Source organism: Streptomyces sp. UG1 (assembly GCF_049974585.1).
Classification (GTDB): domain Bacteria; phylum Actinomycetota; class Actinomycetes; order Streptomycetales; family Streptomycetaceae; genus Streptomyces.
Genome location: NZ_JBNGGG010000023.1, coordinates 104201 through 123473, shown reverse-complemented (window position 1 = coordinate 123473; position 19273 = coordinate 104201). Strand labels below are relative to the sequence as shown.

The window sequence follows — 19273 nt, the reverse complement described above, 5'->3', positions numbered from 1 at the left end:
CCGGCGCGCAAGACGTGCGCATCTGCCTCGTGATCCTGCCAGCCGAGGCCGCCGCGGAGGAGGTTCCGGTCTCCGGACATCTCCTTAGCCGCAGGTCAGCCGTATAAAGTGAGTTTTCCGGTCCGGAAGTGCAGGTAGGGCAGAGCGAAGGAGTGGAGGCCTTGGGTTCCGACTCGTCGGCGCGCACCGCCTTCGCCGAACGGCTCGCGCTGCTGTACAAGGAGGCCGGCAACCCTCCCCTGAAGAGCGTGTCCGAGGCGGTCGTCCGGCTCCAGCGGGTCGACGAGCGCGGGCGGCCGGTACGGGTCTCCGCCCAGCGGATCAGCGACTGGCGCCGGGCCAAGAACGTGCCCGCCCAGTTCGCCGCCCTGTCCGCCGTACTGCACGTCCTGATCCCCCAGGCGCGGCGCGAGCGGCCCACGCCGGTGTCCGCCGGGCTGTACGACCTGGGCCAGTGGCAGCGGCTGTGGGAGCGGGCGACCGCCGGGGAAGCGGAGGAGCAGACCCCGGTCGAGGTGCCCGCGGTGTCCGGCGGGGTGTGTCCGTACCGGGGACTGGCGTCCTACCGGCAGGAGGACGCCCGCTGGTTCTTCGGCCGGGAGCGCAGCACCGAGTCCCTGGTCACCCAACTGCGGGCGGTGGAGAAGACCGGCGGCCTGGTCATGCTGGTCGGCGCCTCGGGCGCCGGGAAGTCCTCCCTGCTCAACGCCGGTCTGGTGCCCGCCCTGCGCGGCGGCGCCCTGGGCGGCGACGGCGGTGGGGCCGGCACGGTCGTACAGCTCGTGCCGGGCGGCGATCCGCTGGCCGAGCTGACCGACCGCATCCCGGAACTCGCGGACGTCGTCACGTCCTGGGCGGGGCCGGAACAGCAGGCGGACCCGGAGGGCACCGCGGCGGACGAGCCGCCCGGCGACTTCGCACACGCCACCCGCGAGGCCGTCACCGCATGGGCCCGGCGTGCGGCCTCCGGCGGCGCCCGGCCCGTGCTCATCGTCGACCAGTTCGAGGAGACCTTCACCCTCTGCGCCGACGAGGCGGACCGCCGCACCTTCGTCCGGCTCCTGAACGCCGCCTGCACCCCCGCCGGCCCCGGCGACCCGCCGCCCGTCCTCGTCGTCCTCGGCATCCGCGCCGACTTCTACGAGCAGTGCCTCGGCCACCCGGAGCTGGCCGACGCCCTGCAGCACCGGCACATGGTGCTCGGGCCGCTGACCACCACGGAGCTGCGGGAGGCGGTGACCGGGCCGGCCAAGGCCGTGGGCCTGGAGCTGGAGCCCGGGCTCGCGGAGCTGATCGTGCGCGAGGTGAGCGCCGACGGGCCGCGCGGGACGCATGACGCGGGCGCGCTGCCGCTGCTGTCGCACGCGCTGCTCTCGACCTGGCAGCGGCGCAAGGCGGGCCGGCTGACGGTGGCCGGGTACCGTGCGGCGGGCGGCATCCAGGGCGCGGTCGCGGCCACCGCCGAGCGCGCCTGGTCCGGCCTGGACCCGGCGGCGCGCTCGGCCGCCCGGCTGCTGCTGCTCCGCCTGGTCCGCCTCGGCGAGGACACCCAGGCCACCCGGCGGCGCGGGACGCGACGGCAGCTCGCGGCGGAGTCGACGGACCCCGGCAAGACGGAGGAGTCCCTCGAGGCGCTGGTGCGGGCCCGCCTTGTGACGCTGGACGCGGAGACCGTGGAGATCACCCACGAGGCCCTGCTGCACGCCTGGCCCCGGCTGCGGGACTGGATCGACGAGGACCGGCAGGGCAATCTGCTGCGCCAGCGCCTGGAGGAGGACGGCCAGGCCTGGGAGGCCTCGGACCGGGACTCGTCGCTGCTGTACCGGGGCTCCCGGCTGGAGCAGGCGCACAGTTGGGCGCGGTCGGCCGGGAACACCTTCCTCACCCGGGGCGCGGTGGAGTTCCTGGCCGCCTCGGTACGGCTGCGCAGGCGCACCGTGTGGATCATGCGGGGCGCGGTCGCGGCGCTGGTCGCGCTGGCGGTGCTGGCCGTCGGCGCGGCGGTGGTGGCCTGGCAGCAGCGCAACGACGCCGTGTTCGCGCAGGTGCTGGCCGAGGCCGACCGCTTCCAGTACACCGACCCCTCGCTGTCCGCCCAGCTCGACCTGGTGGCGCACCGGCTGCGCCCGGACGACGAGGACGCCACCAGCCGGCTGATCTCCATCGTGAACGCGCCGCTGGCCACACCCCTGCACGGCCACACCGGCGCCGTCTACCTGACCACCTTCAGCCCGGACGGACGGCTCCTGGCCACCGCCAGCTACGACCGGACGGTACGGCTGTGGGACGTCGCCGACCGGGAGCGGCCCAAACCGCTGGGCAAGCCCCTGACCGGGCACAAGAGCTGGGTGAGCAGCGCCGTCTTCAGCCCCGACGGCCGCACCCTCGCCAGCGCCTCCGACGACGGCACCATCCGGCTGTGGGACGTGACCGACCCGAGCCGGCCGCGGCCGCTCGCCGCGCCCCTGACCGGGCACGAGGGCACGATCTACCTGGTCGCCTTCAGCCCCGACGGCCGCACGCTGGCCTCGGTCAGCGAGGACCGCACGGTACGGCTGTGGGACGTGGCCGATCCGACGCGGCCGAAAGCGCTCGCCACACTGACCGGCGCCGAGGCCGCCGTACGGTCCGTGGCGTTCAGCCCGGACGGTGACACGCTCGCGGCCGGGGGCGATGACGAAACGATTCGGCTGTGGAGCGTGGCCGAGCCGGACCGGCCGAAGCGGCTCGGCACGCTGACCGGGCACACCGCCCTGGTGCACTCCGTCGCCTTCAGCCCGGACGGGCGCACCCTGGCCAGCGGCAGCTCCGACGACACGATCCGGCTGTGGGACGTGACCGACCCCCGGCACGGCACCCAGCTCGGCTCACCGCTCACCGGGCACACCGGCCCCATCTGGTCGGTGGCCTTCAACCCGGCCGGCACCATGCTGGCCGCCGCCAGCGCGGACAGCACCGCAAGCCTGTGGAACGTCAGCGACCGGGCATACCCCTCGCAGGTCGGCGAGCCGCTCGCGGGCGCCAGCGGGGAGATGTACGCGCTCGGGTTCAGCCCCGACGGCCGTACGCTCGCCACCGGCAGCGGCGACAGCAAGGTGCGCCTGTGGTCGATCCCCACGTCGGACATGATCGGCGGCAAGGGGGCGTTCCGCCCGGACGGCAAGGTGCTCGCCACGGCCGCGCGCGACGGGTCGATCCGGCTGTGGGACGTACGGGATCCGGCCCGGCCGGTGGCGCTGAGCGAGCCGTTCCAGCCCGGGGACACCGGCCAGCGCTCCCATGTGTTCTCGCCGGACGGCCGCACCCTCGCGGTGGCGACGGGCGAGCAGAGCGTGGTCCTGTGGAACGTCGGCGACCCGGCCCACCCGGCCCCCTACGGCTCCCCCCTCCGCCTGCGCACCCGGTTCATGGGCCCCGACGCGCTGGCCATCAGCCCCGACGGGCGCACGCTGGCCACCGCCTACGACACCCGCAACATCCAGCTGTGGAACATCAGCGACCCCGCGCATGTGGTGCCGCTCGGCCCGCCCATCACCGGGCACACCGGCTACATCAACTCCCTCGACTTCAGCCGGGACGGCCACACCCTGGCCAGCGGCAGCGCGGACACCACGATCCGGCTCTGGAACGTGACCGCACCGGACCGCCCGAAGCCGCTGGCCAGGCTCACCGGCCACACCGGGCCCGTGAACGTCCTGGAGTACAGCCGCGACGGCCACACGCTCGCCAGCGGCAGCGACGACGACACGGTCCGGCTGTGGAACGTCACCGACCCGCGCGAGGCGACCGAGCTGGGCTCGCCCCTGACCGGCCACACGGAGTCGGTCGTGTCGCTGACGTTCAGCAAGGGCGGGCGCTATATGGCCAGCGGCGGCAATGACAACACGGTCCGGCTGTGGAACGTCACCGACCCCTCCGACCCCACCGCGGTCGGCCAGGCGATGAGCCCCAACGCCAGGACCGGCAACTTCCTGTTGTTCAGCCCCACCAGCCACATGCTCGGCGTCTCCAGCGGCACCGACACCGTCCGGCTGTGGAACCTGGACGCGGACCAGGCGATCCGCCGCGTCTGCTCGACCACACAGGGCGTGCTGACCCGGGAGAAGTGGCACGAGTACCTGCCCCGGCTGTCGTACGAGCCACCGTGTGCGAAGTAGCGCATTCCCGTCAACTCCCCTGCGTGACGGACCGTAGACGCAAGTGACATCACGGGGGCTCGGCGGACAGCGGTTTCCGTGATCCCGATCACAACGCCTCCTCACAGCCGATGAGGCGACTCCCGTGAGGCAGGCAGCCTTGTTACTGTGGGGCTCAGCCCGATCGCTGGTGCATCCCCCGTCGCCAGCGATCGGGCGTCTTGCTGTGCGCAGTCGTACGCTGAGGCTGTGTCAAAGGCGTACGACGTGCTCGCGGACGATCAGCGGGGCGATCAGCGGCACCCCCGCACCCCGATGCTCCGCGACAACCACCGGCACCAGTGGGAGAAGGACCGCGCGCGCCGGCCGCTCACCACGCGCGCCGCGACCGGCACCACGGAGCACGACACCGGTCTGGAGCTGCGGGACCTCGTCTTCCACGCGCACTACCGCGAGATCGCCGCGCCCCCGCGGCTCGCGCGGCCCTTCGGCGTCGCGGAGGGGACGCCGTTGCTGGAGCGCGGCTACCGGACCCGGCACGCGGCCGAGAGCGCGCCGTTCAGCCTGGTGACGTCCTATCTGGTGCGCGATCTGATCGCCGCGAACCCCGCGCTGCTGGACGCCGCCAACGAGCCCTGGCCGGGCGGCACCCACAACCAGCTCTACACGGTCGGCATCGAGATCGGCCGCGTCGAGGAACGCGTCTCGGCCCGGCCGCCGACGCCCGAGGAGGCACGGGAGCTGGGCCTGCCGCCGGGGACGCCGGTGCTGCTGGTGTGCAAGACGTCGTACGACATCACCGACCGCGTCGTGGAGATCGCCGAGGTCACCCTGCCCGGCGACCGCGCGGACCTGCTCTTCACCACACCCCTGGAAAGGTGGTGAACGCCGCCGTGTCCCGGCGCGTCATCGTCGTCACCGCTGTCCACGGCCCAACGGCTGCGTTTCTGCCCGAGGCCCACAAGTCGCTGCGCGCACAGGAGTTGCCGCCGGGCTGGGAGTGGCACTGGGTGATCCAGGAGGACGGGCGCACGGACGAGGTCCGCCCCCATGTCCCCGACAACACCCGCGTGACCTTCCACCAGAGCCGCCCCGGCGGCCCCGGCGTGGCCCGCACCTTCGCGCTCGCGCACGCCGAGGGCGCGTACGTGAAGATCCTGGACGCCGACGACCAGCTCACCCCGGGCGCGCTGGCCCGTGACCTCGCCGTCCTTGAGGCCGACCCCGCCCTGGGCTGGACGACCTCCCGGGTCCTGGACCTCCTGCCGGACGGCACCACGGCCGGCTTCCCCGGCGACCCCGACGAGGGGCCGATCGAGCGGGGCGCGGTGCTCGACCACTGGCAGGCCAACGACTTCCGCGCCCAGGTCCACCCGGCGACCCTGTGCGTACGCCGGGACCTCCTGCTCGCGCTCGGCGGCTGGATGGCGCTGCCGGCCTCGGAGGACACCGGCCTGCTGCTCGCGCTCAACTCCGTGAGCCGGGGCTGGTTCTCGGCCGAGGCCGGTCTGCTCTACCGCAAGTGGGAGGGGCAGATGACCGGGCAGCCGGCGCATGCCGACCCGGTGGAGCGGCGGGCCCGGATGGCCGTGGTGGCGGCCAGGGCGCGGGCGCTGGGCTCCCTCGGGTGGCGGTATCCGCCTGCGGCCCGGTGAGTCAGACGGTTAATCCTCCTGGTCAAAGGGGAGTTCGAGCATCCGGATCGCGTTGCCGCGCAGCAGCTTGTAGGCGACCTCGTACGGGAGCCCGCCGACATGCTCCTCGGCCACCCGCTTGGTCTCCGGCCAGGTCGAGTCGACGTGCGGATAGTCCGTCTCGAAGGTCGCGTTGTCGACGCCGACCGTCTCGATCGCCTCGATGCCGTGCTTGTCGCGGAAGAAGCAGCAGAAGATCTGCCGGTAGTAGTACGTCGACGGCGGCTCCGGGATCAGGTCCTTGACCCCGCCCCAGGCCCGGTGCTCCTCCCACACGTCGTCCGCGCGCTCCAGGGCGTACGGGATCCAGCCCATCTGGCCCTCGCTGTAGGCGAGCTTGAGCCGGGGGAACTTCACGAGCACGCCCGAGAAGAGGAAGTCCATCATCGACGCCATGGCGTTGTTGAAGGACAGGGACGCCTGCACGGCGGGCGGGGCGTCGGGCGAGGCGGCCGGCATCTGTGAGCTGCTGCCGATGTGCATGTTGACGACGGTGCCGGTCTCCTCGCAGGCGGCGAAGAACGGGTCCCAGTAGCCGGAGTGGATGGACGGCAGCCCGAGGTAGGTGGGGATCTCGCTGAAGGTGACGGCCCGCACGCCCCGAGCCGCGTTGCGGTGGATCTCCGCCACGGCCAGCTCGACGTCCCACAGCGGGATCAGGCACAGCGGGATCAGCCGGCCGCCGCTGTCGCCGCACCACTCCTCGACCATCCAGTCGTTGTAGGCCCGCACACAGGCGAGCCCGACCTCCTTGTCCTTGGCCTCGGCGAAGGTCTGGCCGCAAAAGCGCGGGAAGGTCGGGAAGCAGAGCGAGGCCTCGACATGGTTGATGTCCATGTCCGCAAGCCGGGCCTTCGGATCCCAGCAGCCGCGCCGCATCTGCTCGCGCGTGATGCCGTCGAGGGTCATCTCGTCCCGGGAGAAGCCGACGGCCGCGATGATGCGCTTGTACGGGAAGAGGTCGCCCTCGTACTCCCACCAGTCGGTGAGCTGCCCGTCCGGGTCCGTGGTGAACCGGTACTTGCCGCCGATGTACTCGAGTTCACCGATCCCGGCGGTGAGGGGCTTCGGGCCCCGGTCCCGGTACTTGGCCGGGAGCCAGGTCTCGAAGAGGTGCGCGGGCTCGATCACATGGTCGTCCACGCTGATGACCTTGGGCAGGTCCTTCGTGCCGCTCTCGGTACTGGCCACGCGTTGCCTCCCGAATCTGACGGTCCGTCAGATTCAGCGTAGGACGCGTCCCCGGGCGCGGCAAGAGACCGCGGCGTCAGCCGCTCGGACTCTCCTCGTACGGATCCTTCGGCGCCGCCACCGGCTTGGCCTCCGTGACCTCGATGAACGGGATCGGGCCGCCGTTGACCGGGTCCTTCATGCGGCGCGGGGTGTACGTGCCGGTGATCCGCAGCCAGGTGTCCGGCTGCAGGACCGGCGGGACCTGGCCGGTCAGGGCGACCTTCACCGACTGGGCGTCGGCGGCACAGCAGTTGAGGGACATGCGCACCAGGTAGGGGGTGCCGTCGCGGTCCAGGGCCAGGAAGCCGGAGAGCTGGACGCGGCGGCCCTGCAGCGTGCGGCCGTGGTCGTAGACGGCGCGGCCCGCGTAGTCGACCACGCTGAGGGACAGCGGGTCGGCGGCCGGGAGGTCCGGGTAGGCGAGGGGTTCCTGGAGGGCGGTGCCGGAGCGGGTCGCGCTGTAGGAGCCGAGGGCGGGCGGGGCGACCAGGATCAGGGCGAGGAGGGGGAGGATCAGGAGCCAGGAGACCCGGGGTTCGGAGTGGCAGTGAGCCTGTTCGTCTTTCTGCTCGCCGTTGTGCTCGCCGATCTGCTCGCCGATCTGCTCGTCGTTCTGCCCGCTGTTCCTCTCGCTGTTCTGCTTGTGACGCCGCGCCCGCTTGCGCTCGTACCAGACCGTCGCCGCCGCCGCCACGATCAGCACCGCGCCGGACGCCAGCACGAGCGGGCGAAGTCCCGCCTTGACGTACCGCAGGTAGAGGTCGGTGGTGCCCGCGTGCAGCAGGGACGCGCCGAGCAGGAACAGAACGGCCGACTGGGCCTGGCGGTTCACCTGTCTCCTTCGAGGATGTCCCGTCCTTCAGGGCGGGGAGGAATCGAAGCTCCTGCGGAGCAGGGCAGGGAAAGCCGACTCGCCCCCAGGGCGGATCGGCGTCCACCCCGGACTTCCCGCAGGCAGCCCCGAGTTGACCGGGTTCTCAGAGGTCTACTAGCGTCACTTGCGTGAAGATTACCGCGCAGGTGAAGCTGTTGCCTGCGTCCGCTCATGACGCGGACGCGCTGGCGGCGACCCTGCGTGCCTGCAACCGGGCCGCGAACGCGGCCTCCGAGGTGGCGTTCGCCAAGGACCTCAAGCGGCGCAATGTGTTGCAGGAAGCCGTGTACCACCGGATCAAGGCCGACTTCGATCTCGGCGCGCAGGCGGCTGTGCGCACGGTCAAGAAGGTGTGCGACGCCTACGCCACGGTCAAGGCCAATCTGAAGGCCGGGAGCTACGGACCGGAGGGCTCGAAGCGCCGGGCCAGGACGGAATCCAAGCCGATCCGGTTCCGGGAGACATCGGCGCAGCCGTACGACGACCGGATGCTGACCTGGAACCTCGACGCCAGGACGGTGTCCATCTGGACGGTGGCCGGGCGGCTCAAGGGCATTCCGTTCGTCTGCTCCGATGAGGCCATGCGGCTCCTCGCACAGCGCAAGGGGGAGTCCGATCTGGTGATGCGGGACGGCATGTTCTTCCTGATCGCCACCATCGACATCCCCGAGCCCGGGGCGATCGAGCCGAAGGGCTTCCTCGGTGTGGACCTCGGCATCGTCAACATCGCCACCACCTCGGACGGCAAGACCATGTCCGGGCGTCAGGTGAACCGATACCGGCAGCGCAAGCGAGACCTGCGCACCAAGCTCCAGAAGAAGCGCACCAAGTCCGCCGCGCGGGTCATGAAACGCAACCGGCGCCGTGAGGCCCGGTACGCCACCCAGCGCAACCACATCATCGCCAAGAAGCTCGTGCACACCGCTGAACGCACCTCGCGGGGTATCGGTCTGGAAGACCTGACCGGTATCCGGCAGAGGGTCACGGCCAGGAAAGACCAGCGGGCACGACTGCACTCCTGGGCCTTCGCCCAGCTCGGCGCCTTTGTCGAGTACAAAGCCAAGCGGGCTGGTGTGCCCGTGGTCCATGTGGACCCGCGCAACACCTCCCGCCAGTGCTCCGAGTGCTGGCACACCCACCGATCCAACCGGGTGACACAGGCACGGTTCGTATGCAAGTCCTGTGGGACGATCCTGCACGCGGACCACAACGGCTCCCGCAACATCGCCCACCGGGCCGATGCTGTGTGGCAGCGGGGCGCAGTCAACCGCCCCAGAACGCCCTAGGCGTTCCGGACGCAGGAACCCACAGCGGAGCATCACGTTCCTCTCTGCCTGCAAGCCTCGGGCTTCAGCCCGAGGTAGTTGACAGCATCACCCATCCGGTCAGCACCGACACGATCACGGCCAGCGCGAAGGTGGCCGGGGCGAAGCGCAGGGCGAAGGACCGGCCGAAGGTGCCCGCCTGCATGGCGAACAGCTTGATGTCGATCATCGGGCCCACGACGAGGAAGGCGAGCCGGGCCGTGAGCGAGAACTGCGACAGCGACGCCGCCACGAACGCGTCCGCCTCCGAGCAGATCGACAGCAGCACGGCCAGGACCGCGAGCGCGAGGACCGACAGCACCGGATTGTCGGCCGCCGCCCGCAGCCAGCTCTCCGGAACCACCGACTTCAGCGTCGCCGCCGCCATCGCGCCGACCACCAGGAATCCGCCGGCGTGCATCACGTCGTGCCGGACCGAGCCCCAGAAGGCCTCGCCCTTGCTCTGACCGTCGTGGGACGGACGGGACGGCGGCTTCAGCCACTCCGTACGGCCCAGACGCAGCCACAGCCAGCCCATCGCGCAGGCCACCAGCAGGCTGGCGACCAGGCGGGCGAGGACCATCTCCGGGTTGCCGGGGAAGGCCACGGCCGTCGCCGTCAGCACGATCGGGTTGATCGCCGGGGCGGACAGCAGGAACGCCAGCGCCGCGGCCGGCGTCACACCACGCCGGACCAGCGCCCCGGCCACCGGCACCGACGCGCACTCACAGCCGGGCAGCACCGCACCGGCCGCTCCGGCGACCGGGACGGCCAGGGCGGGGCGGCCGGGCAGCGCGCGGGCGAAGAAGGACGGCGGCACGAACACCGCCAGCGCCGCCGAGAGCAGCACGCCCAGCACCAGGAACGGCAGCGCCTGCACCATCACCGCGACGAACACCGTCGTCCAGCTCTGCATGACCGGGGCGGCCAGCGCGCTGCGGATCGGGCCCTGGAGCAGCAGCAGCGCGAGCATGACGATGGTGAGCAGGAGAGGGGAGTTGAGATGCCGGCCCTCCTGCTCCGGCCCCGGCCCCGCCGGTTCGCCGCGGTCATCGGTCCGCTGCGGGACGGTCTTGGTGATCGCCACGGGCGAGGTACCTCCGGTGGTGCGGGGCGCTGGCTTCCCTCCCCTCCGGTACGGCCTGGAGGGGACGGGCGTTCAGACGCTCAAAGACTCGTGGGCAGCGTTCCGGATCAGGGCTCGGGTTTCGCAGGAATGCTCGCCGTCGCCCCCGGCGGGCGCATCATGAAGACGTCGATCGCGTCCTGCGTTTCCACGACGAATCCGTGGCGCTCGTAGAGCCGACGGGCGGCACTGCCCTGCAAGACGTTCAAGCCCACGGTCGTGCCCTGCGCGTCCGTTCGCTCCAGTACCGTGCGCAGCACAGCGGATCCGAGCCCTCTGCCCTGACAGTGCGGGGCAAGGTAGAAGTGCTCCAGCCACTGCCTGCCTTCAGCGGGCCGGACCGTGACACATCCTGCGAGGTCGCGGTCGATCATGATGATCGACGTGTGCCGCGGAGCGAACGAGTCCCGCAACCGCTGCCGTACCCGGTGCTCGTCGTAGCGCCCAAGGCGTTCCAAGTCCGCCCGCATGACGGTGGCCCGCAGCTCCGCGATCACCTCGACGTCCGCCGCCACCGCAGAACGCAGCACCCAGCCCGGGGCGTTCGCCGGCATGTCCGGTCGCGTACCGCTGGCCTCCATGGCCGGAGTATCTCAGTACGCCTGAACTGAACAGGCACATGGGCATCACGACCCGAAACTCCCGCACCGGGGGGCAGGCCCTGGAGTGGCAGGGTGCCCCCCCGCGCCGAGAGGGGGTTCGGCCCTCTGCGGGAGGCCGGAGATCAGGCAGGGCGCCGCCCGTTCAAGTGCCGCTCCGCGAAGTCCAGTTCCAGTCTGACCTGCTTGATCCGCTCGTCCACCACCAGCGAGCCGTGTCCCGCGTCGTACCGGTACACCTCGTGCATCGCGCCCCGCGCCTCCAGCCGCTTCACATAGTTGTCGATCTGCCGGATCGGGCAGCGCGGGTCGTTCACACCCGCCGAGATGTAGACCGGAGCCTGCACGCGGTCGACGTACGTCAGGGGTGACGAGGCCTCGAAGCGCTCCGGGACCTCCTCGGGTGTGCCGCCCAGGAGGGTGCGGTCCATGGCCTTCAGGGCCTCCATCTCGTCGTGGTACGCGGTGACGTAGTCGGCGACCGGGACCGCGGCGATGCCCAGCGTCCACGCGTCCGGCTGGGTGCCGAGGCCGAGCAGGGTGAGATAGCCGCCCCACGAGCCGCCGGTCAGGATCAGCCGGGACGGGTCGGCGAGGCCCGATGTCACCGCCCACTCCCGCACCGCCGCGATGTCCTCCAGCTCGATCAGGCCGACGCGGTGCTTGAGGGCGTCCGTCCATGCGCGGCCGTAGCCCGTCGAGCCGCGGTAGTTGACCCGCACGACCGCGTAGCCGTGGTCCACCCAGGCCGCCGGCCCCGCCGCGAACGCGTCGCTGTCGTGCCAGGTCGGGCCGCCGTGGATGTCGAACACGGTGGGCAGCGGGCCCGTCACGCCCGCCGGGCGCTGCACGAGCGCGTGGATGCGGCCGCCCGGGCCCTCCACCCAGACGTCCTCCACCGGCACCGAGCCGGGGGACTTCATGCCGGGCGGGTCCAGCACCACCCGCCCCGTCGTCGACCGCACCGCCGACGGTTCCGCCGCCGACGACCACAGGTACTCCACGCTGCCGTCCGGCCGGGCCGTCGCCCCCGACACCGAGCCCGCCGGGGTCGGCACGGGCACCAGCGCGCGCCGGGCCAGGTCGTACCGGAACAGCTCACTGCGCGCCTCGAAGCTGTGCGCGATCAGCAGCGCGGTGCCGTCGGGACACCACTCCGCGCTCACATCGCCCGGCAGCTCCAGCGCGAGGTCGGTCTCCTCCCCCGTCGCCACGTCCCACACCAGCGGCTCCCAGCGGCCCCGCCGCTGATGCCCGATGAGCAGCCGCGTGTCACCGCCGACCGGCGCGAAGCCCAGGACCTCCAGGCCCAGCTCCTCGGTGCCGCCCTTGGTGTCGTCCAGCTCGGCGACCGCCGTGCCGTCCGGGCGCAGCACGCGCAGCGCCGAGTGCATCGCGTCGCCGTGCTCGGTGTGCTCGACGGCGATGAGCGAACCGTCGTGGGAGAGATCGCCCACGCCCGCCGACTCGCGGTGCCGGTAGATCTCCACGGGCGGGTCACCGGCGCGGGCCAGATGGATCGTCGTGCCGTCCTCGTCCGTCGAGCGGCCCACGATCGCCGTGCGCCCGTCCCGGCCGAGGGCGAGGCCCGCCGGGTAGGAGGGGTCCAGACCCGGCGCCGCGAGCTCGTCCTCGCCGCCGCCGAAGCGCTGGCGGCGCCACACGCCGAACTCGTCGCCGTCCTTGTCGTCGAACCACCAGATCCAGGCGCCGTCCGGGGTGAGCACACCGTCCGTCGTACCGTTCGGCCGGTCGGTCACCTGGCGCTGCTCGCCCGTCGTACGGTCCCAGGCGTACAGCTCGTACGTCCCGGTGGCGTTCGACACGAACAAGGAGCGGTCCGGCGCGTCTTCCGCCCAGTCGGGCAGCGACACCCGGGGCGCCCGGAACCGCTTCTCCCAGTCCGGCATGTCCTTGTCCTGCATGTGCCCCCGCCTGTGGTGATCGCGCGAATCGGACCCGTTGCTCTCAGTCATGACCCCATAGTGCCCGGCCCGACCGACAGTCCGCTGGCGAGGTCCCCAGCCTGTGGATAACTTCACGGCCGCGGCCGGACCCGATTGTCAGTGCCGGGGTGCAGACTTCCCGGCATGACCGATCTGCGCAAGACAGTCGAGAGGTTCTGGGCCGCCGCCGAGGCGCGGGACTGGGACGCGTTCGCCGGGACGCTCGCCGAGGATGTGGTGTACACCCTGCCGCAGACGCGGGAGCGGATCCGTGGCCGGGAGCGGTATGTGCGGTTCAACCGGGAGTACCCGGGGGACTGGCGGCTGCGGGTCGAACGGATCGTCGCCGAGCCGGGACAGGTCGTGACGTGGATCCACTTCACGGTCGGGCTGGAGGAGATGTACGGCATCTCGTTCTTCACCGGCACCGAGCGGATCGACGCGATAACCGACTTCTGGCCCGAGCCCTACGAGCCGCCGGCCGGTCGGGAACACCTCGTCGAGCGGTACTGAGACGGGGCGGACCGGGGCAGACCGGGGCGGACAGGAACTGACCCCGCGGCCCGGCCCTCGCGACAGCCCCCGTACCTTTGAAGGCGTGTACCGGTTTCTGCTGACGCCCCGTTGGTGGGGGATCAACGTCTTCGTGCTGCTCGCCATCCCGTTCTGCGTGTTCATGGGGTCGTGGCAGCTCGGCCGGTTCGAGGCGCGGGTCGCGGACCATCGCAACGCCGGTGAGCAGGCCGAGGAGAACAAGCGGGAGGCGCCCCGTCCGCTCGCCGAGCTACTGCCGGTGGACAAGGCGACGTCGGGCAGGCAGGCCACCGTGCGCGGGCGGTACGCCGAGCAGTTGCTGGTCCCGGACCGGGAGCTGGACGACAAGCGGGGCTACTACGTCCTGACGCTGCTGCGCACCGACGACGGCAAGGCCCTGCCGGTGGTGCGGGGCTGGCTGCCGGGCGACGCCGACCGGGCCGCCGCCCCCGCCGCACCCGGCGGCGAGGTCACGGTCACCGGCGCGCTCCAGGCGTCCGAGGTGCCCGGGGAGAACGGCGTTCCCGCGCGCGGCGGCCTGCCGTCCGGTCAGACGGGGGCGATCAGCGCGGCATCGCTGGTGAACCTGGTGCCGTACGAGCTCTACGACGCCTGGATCACCCTCGACAAGGCCGACTCCGGTATGAAGCCGGTCCCGGTGGCCGCCCCCAATGACACCGGCCTGGACCTGAAGGCCTTCCAGAACCTCGGCTACACCGGTGAGTGGTTCGTCTTCGCGGGCTTCGTGGTCTTCATGTGGTTCCGCCTGCTGCGCCGCGAGGTGGAGTTCGTGCGGGACGCGCGGCTGGGGCTGGCGCCGGACGAGGACCACCAGGAGCGCGTCTCCAGCCCGTCCGGCGTCTGAAAAGGTCCGTCAGTCCGTCACGGCCCGATGCGTCCGAAAGGGTGCGCGGCCCGAAGAGTCCGAAGGGGTGCGCGGCCCCGGCCCTGCGTACGCGCCTACGCCCCAGCCAGCACACCCGTCCAGTAAATGGCCCCGGCGCACGCGTTGGACACCGTCACCGTGGCCGTCGGGGCTCCCGCCTCCGGCGTGTTGGTGATCGTGACGCTGCCTTCGGCGGTGGTGTCCTCGCTCATGAGCTGGGTGGTGGTGCCGGTGCCCGTGTCGCCGCCCGTGGAGGTGCCCTCGGTCGCGCTGGCCGCGTTGTCGGTCGGGGTCGGGTCGGCTGAGGGTTCGCCGCCGCCCGCGCCTGAGCCGCCCGTGCTCCCGCCGCCGGTCGTGGGGTCGCCCGTGGTGGGGCAGGTCTCCGAGGGGACCCAGGCGAACCGCACCTCGTACGAGGCGCCCGGCTTGAGCAGGAGTGAGGTGAGCTCCTGGGACGGGGCGGGCAGGCCGACCGCCGCGTCGCCGGAGACATGCCGGGACTGGGTGATCTTCGTGGCGTCGGCCGCTCCGCCGGTCACGAAACTCACCGTGCCGGGCGCGCTCACCGTGCAGTCGGCCTGGGAGGCGTTGCTGAAGCGGAAGGTGCCGTACACGCTGCCGTTGGAGTCGGGCGCCTCGGCGGTCCCGCCGGAGGTGCCGAGCTGTTCGGCGGTGCACGCGGTGGCGCCGGCCGCGGTCGTCGCCGAGGGGCCGGTGGTGCTTCCGGCGCCGGAGCCGGTGTCCTTGCCGGTGCCCTTGTCCTCCTCCTTGCCGCTCCCCTTGCCCTGGTTCTCGGTCTTGCCGGAGGAGCCGCCCGAGGTGCTCTGGCCGCCCTCGGTCTCCTTGCTCTGACCGGCCCCGCCCTGCGCCTGCTCACCGTGGCCGGCGACGGACGAGTTGACCTCGGAGCCGGTGGAGTTGGACACGTGCACCAGGGCCGGGACGGCGGTGCCGACGAAGAGGGCCGCGGCCGCCATGCCGACGAGCGCCTGCCGCTTGCGCGCCCGCCGCGCGGGCACCGCCCGCCGCAGATGGTCCAGCGTGCCGTCGCGCGGCTCAATCTCCTGGACCACATCGTGCAGCATGCGGCGCAGGGCCAGCTCGTCCGAGTCGAGTCCCTTGGGACCCTGGTCGTCGGGGCCGTGGTTCACAGTTCCGTTCCCAGCGTGCGATTGCTTCGGATCTTGTTCGTCCGGGCCCCCAGCCGGACCGCGTCGCGCGTCCCGGTCCCCGCTCATGCCGGTGCCTCCATGGCGACCCGCAGCGCCGCGATGCCGCGCGAGCCGTACGCCTTCACCGAGCCCAGCGAGATGCCGAGCGTCTCGGCGACCTGGGCCTCGGTCATGTCGGCGAAGTACCGCAGGACCAGCACCTCGCGCTGGCGGCGCTGCAGGCCCTTCATCGCCTTGATCAGGGAGTCCCGTTCGAGCTGGTCGTAGGCGCCCTCCTCCGCGCTCGCCATGTCGGGCATCGGCTTGGACAGCAGCTTCAGGCCGAGTATGCGGCGGCGCAGGGCCGAGCGGGACAGGTTCACCACGGTCTGGCGCAGGTACGCCAGCGTCTTCTCCGGGTCGCGCACCCGCTTGCGCGCGGAGTGGACGCGGATGAACGCCTCCTGGACGACGTCCTCGCAGGAGGCGGTGTCGTCGAGGAGGAGGGCCGCGAGCCCCAGCAGCGAGCGGTAGTGGGCCCGGTAGGTCTCAGTGAGGTGGTCGACGGTGGTGCCGGCCGCCGCGGTGTTCTCGGCCTGCTCGGCGCCGTCACGCTGACTGGGTATGCGGGCGGGCCGCGCTGCGGGCATGGGCGCGATCACCGGCATGCCACCGGACGCGCCGGGCCTGCCGGGTCGGATGGGCCGGCGGGGCGGCCGTAGGGCCGTACCGCGGGTCGCCGCGCTGAAGTCGAGAACCTCTGCCACGCCAGTTGGACACGCGTCCCCCCGGAAGGGTTGTACGTGCCGGACGTCACTTTCGCGCCACTCTGCGCAGCCGGCCCTCTCACGCCAGGCAGTCCAGTCGACCGTGCGTCAAACGCCCACATGCCTACCCGCTCTTCCCCTATGTCTATGTATGAACGGTCGTCCCCACGCCCGCTCATGGCGTCCCCACGCCAGAAAAACGCGTCTCACACCCACAAGGGCGACCGCAAAGACGCTCCCCGCTCTGCAAGCGGTTGCAGAGCGGGGAGGAAAATCTTCGGCCGCCGACCGGGCCCGGTTCAAGAGGTCCGGACCATCGATCGGCTCACATTCATCACGCAGATCCTACAAACGATTCAGTCGCGGCCCAGCGAATTTCCCGGGCGCCCCGGGAGGTCACGAAAGCTCCGCCGCCACCAGCTCAGCGATCTGCGCGGTGTTGAGCGCCGCGCCCTTGCGCAGATTGTCGCCGCAGACGAAGAGTTCGAGCGCGGTCGGATCGTCCAGCGCACGCCGCACCCGGCCGACCCAGGTCGGGTCGGTGCCCACCACGTCGGCGGGCGTCGGGAACTCGCCCGCCTCCGGGTCGTCGTACAGCACGACCCCGGGTGCGGTGGCCAGGATCTCGCGCGCCTTGGCGACCGTGACCTCGCCCTCGAAGCGGGCGTGCACGGTCAGCGAGTGCACGGTCAGCACCGGCACCCGCACACAGGTCACGGCGACCGGAAGCTGCGGCAGCCCGAGGATCTTGCGGGACTCGTCCCGCACCTTCATCTCCTCCGAGGACCAGCCGTCCTCGCGCAGCGACCCGGCCCAGGGCACGACGTTCAGCGCGACCGGCTCCGGGAACGGCCCGGTGTTCTCGCCGATGGCCCGCCGTACGTCACCGGGGGCGGTCCCCAGCTCGGTGCCGGCCACCAGGGAGAGCTGCTGGCGCAGCGTCTCGACGCCGGCCCGCCCGGCCCCGCTCACCGCCTGGTAGGAGGACACCACCAGGGAGCGCAGCCCGAACTCGGCGTGCAGCGCGCCCAGCGCCACGATCATGGAGAGGGTCGTGCAGTTGGGGTTGGCGACGATTCCGCGCGGCCGCATCCGGACCGTGTGCGGGTTCACCTCGGGCACGACCAGGGGCACATCCGGGTCCATCCGGAAGGCGCCCGAATTGTCCACCACCACCGCGCCCTTGGCGGCGGCGATCGGCGCCCACTGGGCGGCCACCTCGTCCGGTACGTCGAACATCGCGACGTCGATCCCGGCGAAGGCCTCCTCGGTGAGCGCCACCACCTCGACCTCCTCGCCGCGCACGGCCAGCTTGCGGCCGGCCGAGCGCGGCGAGGCGATCAGACGGATCTCACCCCAGATGTCCGCGCGCTGGGACAGGATCTGGAGCATGACCGAGCCGACGGCCCCGGTCGCTCCCACGACCGCGAGCGTCGGTCGGCGCGGCCCCTTCCCCGCCATCAGCGCCCGGTGCCCCCGTACACCACAGCCTCGTCACTGTCGGAGTCGAGCCCGAAGGCGGAGTGCACCGCGCGCACGGCCTCGTTGACGTCGTCGGCACGGGTGACGACCGAGATACGGATCTCGGAGGTCGAGATCAGCTCGATGTTCACACCGGCGTCGGACAGCGCCTTGAAGAAGTCGGCCGTGACGCCCGGGTTGGTCTTCATGCCGGCGCCGACCAGGGAGATCTTGCCGATCTGGTCGTCGTAGCGCAGCGAGTCGAAGCCGATGCCGCCCTTGTTCTTCTCCAGGGCGTCGATGGCCTTGCGGCCCTCGGACTTCGGCAGCGTGAAGGAGATGTCCGTCAGGCCGGTGGACGCGGCGGACACGTTCTGCACGATCATGTCGATGTTGATCTCGGCGTCGGAGATCGCACGGAAGATCGCGGCGGCCTCGCCCGGCTTGTCCGGGACGCCGACGACCGTGACCTTGGCCTCGGAGGTGTCGTGCGCGACACCCGAGATGATGGCCTGCTCCACCTGCTTGTCCCCTTGCTCGATCGGCTCGCTGCTGACCCACGTGCCCCTCAGTCCGCTGAAGCTGGACCGGACATGGATCGGGATGTTGTAACGACGGGCGTACTCCACACAGCGGTGGAGCAGCACCTTCGAGCCGGACGCGGCCAGCTCCAGCATGTCCTCGAAGGAGATCCAGTCGATCTTCTTCGCCTTCTTGACCACACGCGGGTCGGCGGTGAACACGCCGTCGACGTCGGTGTAGATCTCGCACACCTCGGCGTCGAGGGCGGCGGCCAGCGCGACGGCGGTGGTGTCGGAACCGCCACGGCCCAGCGTGGTGATGTCCTTGCTGTCCTGGCTCACACCCTGGAACCCGGCGACGATCGCGATGTTGCCCTCGTCGACCGAGGTCCGGATCCGGCCCGGCGTGACGTCGATGATCCGCGCTTTGTTGTGGACCGAGTCGGTGATGACACCTGCCTGCGAACCGGTGAACGACTGGGCGCTGTGGCCCAGGTTTTTGATCGCCATGGCCAGCAGGGCCATGGAGATCCGCTCTCCGGCGGTCAGCAGCATGTCGAGCTCGCGCCCGGCAGGCATCGGGGATACCTGCTCGGCGAGATCGATCAGCTCGTCCGTCGTGTCGCCCATCGCGGAAACCACGGCGACCACCTGGTGGCCGTTCTTCTTGGCTTCCACGATCCGCTTGGCGACGCGCTTGATGCCCTCGGCATCGGCTACGGAGGAGCCTCCGTACTTCTGCACGACAAGGCCCACGTGCGCTCCTCGCTCAGTCCGTGTGTGTCGGCTCAGTCTATCGAGCGTCCGAAAACGACCTTGGGGTTCCCAGATGGTGAGATTCGAACGCTCCGGGATGGTGCCTGCCCCGGTGCGCGCGGGGCACTCCGGAAAGTGGGGCAGGTCACTAGTGCGAGGTGCGGCCGCCATGAGCCCATTGACGCCCCGACCCCATTGACGCTCTCCGTAGTCGCACACTAACTTCGCGTCGTCGTCGCCACACCAGGGGCACAAGGCTCCATCGGGACTAGCGACGCGAAGGAC

At 71.4% G+C, this 19273-nt stretch carries 15 protein-coding genes; 6 read left to right on the top strand and 9 right to left on the bottom strand.

Annotated elements, in window-relative coordinates; translation table 11 throughout:
* Window positions 1-152: 152 nt before the first annotated feature.
* The 3 genes from ACP4J3_RS25420 to ACP4J3_RS25410 all read left to right on the top strand — a co-directional run bounded on the left by ACP4J3_RS25420 (window position 153) and on the right by ACP4J3_RS25410 (window position 5791).
* Window positions 153-4157: an AAA family ATPase gene (locus ACP4J3_RS25420; RefSeq protein ID WP_426538306.1), complete on the top strand. Its 4005-nt coding sequence runs from the start codon at window positions 153-155 to the stop codon at window positions 4155-4157.
* A 228-nt stretch (window positions 4158-4385) separates the two neighbouring features.
* Window positions 4386-5021, top strand: a complete 636-nt coding sequence (locus tag ACP4J3_RS25415; RefSeq protein ID WP_426538212.1) for a GntR family transcriptional regulator — start codon at window positions 4386-4388, stop codon at window positions 5019-5021.
* Window positions 5022-5029: 8 nt separating this feature from the next.
* Window positions 5030-5791, top strand: a complete 762-nt coding sequence (locus ACP4J3_RS25410; protein WP_426538304.1) for a glycosyltransferase family 2 protein — start codon at window positions 5030-5032, stop codon at window positions 5789-5791.
* A 9-nt stretch (window positions 5792-5800) separates the two neighbouring features.
* Here ACP4J3_RS25410 and ACP4J3_RS25405 read toward each other — a convergent pair whose 3' ends face one another.
* The gene (locus ACP4J3_RS25405; RefSeq protein ID WP_426538210.1) at window positions 5801-7021 is read right to left on the bottom strand and encodes an amidohydrolase family protein; all 1221 of its coding nucleotides are present in this window, start codon (window positions 7019-7021) and stop codon (window positions 5801-5803) included.
* A 76-nt stretch (window positions 7022-7097) separates the two neighbouring features.
* Entirely contained in the window at window positions 7098-7895 is a 798-nt protein-coding gene (locus tag ACP4J3_RS25400; protein WP_426538208.1) for a TIGR03943 family putative permease subunit, read from the bottom strand.
* A gap of 170 nt (window positions 7896-8065) precedes the next feature.
* Between ACP4J3_RS25400 and ACP4J3_RS25395 the strand changes: the two genes are divergently transcribed.
* Window positions 8066-9223 carry an RNA-guided endonuclease InsQ/TnpB family protein gene (locus ACP4J3_RS25395; protein ID WP_426538206.1) on the top strand — a complete coding sequence of 386 codons (1158 nt, stop codon included), beginning with the start codon at window positions 8066-8068 and terminating at the stop codon, window positions 9221-9223.
* Between the two features lie 64 nt (window positions 9224-9287).
* Here the strand turns inward: ACP4J3_RS25395 and ACP4J3_RS25390 are convergent, their stop codons facing one another.
* From ACP4J3_RS25390 to ACP4J3_RS25380, 3 genes are all read right to left on the bottom strand, one after another.
* A complete protein-coding gene (locus tag ACP4J3_RS25390; RefSeq protein WP_426538204.1) occupies window positions 9288-10328 on the bottom strand; it encodes a permease in 1041 nt (346 codons plus the stop codon).
* A gap of 107 nt (window positions 10329-10435) precedes the next feature.
* Window positions 10436-10921: an N-acetyltransferase family protein gene (locus ACP4J3_RS25385; protein WP_426538202.1), complete on the bottom strand. Its 486-nt coding sequence runs from the start codon at window positions 10919-10921 to the stop codon at window positions 10436-10438.
* A 170-nt stretch (window positions 10922-11091) separates the two neighbouring features.
* Window positions 11092-12942 (bottom strand): S9 family peptidase, encoded by a 1851-nt coding sequence (locus ACP4J3_RS25380; protein WP_426538200.1) that lies wholly within the window; start codon window positions 12940-12942, stop codon window positions 11092-11094.
* A gap of 114 nt (window positions 12943-13056) precedes the next feature.
* On the opposite strand from ACP4J3_RS25380, the gene ACP4J3_RS25375 reads away from it, so the two are divergent.
* Entirely contained in the window at window positions 13057-13425 is a 369-nt protein-coding gene (locus ACP4J3_RS25375; RefSeq protein ID WP_426538198.1) for a nuclear transport factor 2 family protein, read from the top strand.
* An 85-nt stretch (window positions 13426-13510) separates the two neighbouring features.
* On the top strand, window positions 13511-14311 hold the full coding sequence (locus ACP4J3_RS25370) for an SURF1 family protein (protein WP_426538196.1): 801 nt from the start codon (window positions 13511-13513) through the stop codon (window positions 14309-14311).
* 95 nt (window positions 14312-14406) lie between these two features.
* Here the strand turns inward: ACP4J3_RS25370 and ACP4J3_RS25365 are convergent, their stop codons facing one another.
* The 4 genes from ACP4J3_RS25365 to ACP4J3_RS25350 all read right to left on the bottom strand — a co-directional run bounded on the left by ACP4J3_RS25365 (window position 14407) and on the right by ACP4J3_RS25350 (window position 18988).
* Complete coding sequence (locus tag ACP4J3_RS25365; RefSeq protein WP_426538194.1) at window positions 14407-15483, bottom strand: hypothetical protein; 1077 nt, start codon at window positions 15481-15483, stop codon at window positions 14407-14409.
* A gap of 83 nt (window positions 15484-15566) precedes the next feature.
* A complete protein-coding gene (locus tag ACP4J3_RS25360; protein WP_426538192.1) occupies window positions 15567-16250 on the bottom strand; it encodes a SigE family RNA polymerase sigma factor in 684 nt (227 codons plus the stop codon).
* A gap of 396 nt (window positions 16251-16646) precedes the next feature.
* Window positions 16647-17711, bottom strand: a complete 1065-nt coding sequence (locus ACP4J3_RS25355; RefSeq protein ID WP_426538190.1) for an aspartate-semialdehyde dehydrogenase — start codon at window positions 17709-17711, stop codon at window positions 16647-16649.
* Window positions 17711-18988, bottom strand: coding sequence for an aspartate kinase (locus ACP4J3_RS25350; protein ID WP_194043037.1), 1278 nt, complete (start codon window positions 18986-18988; stop codon window positions 17711-17713). Before ACP4J3_RS25350 ends, ACP4J3_RS25355 begins: the two co-directional genes overlap by 1 nt.
* Between the last annotated feature and the right edge of the window lie 285 nt (window positions 18989-19273).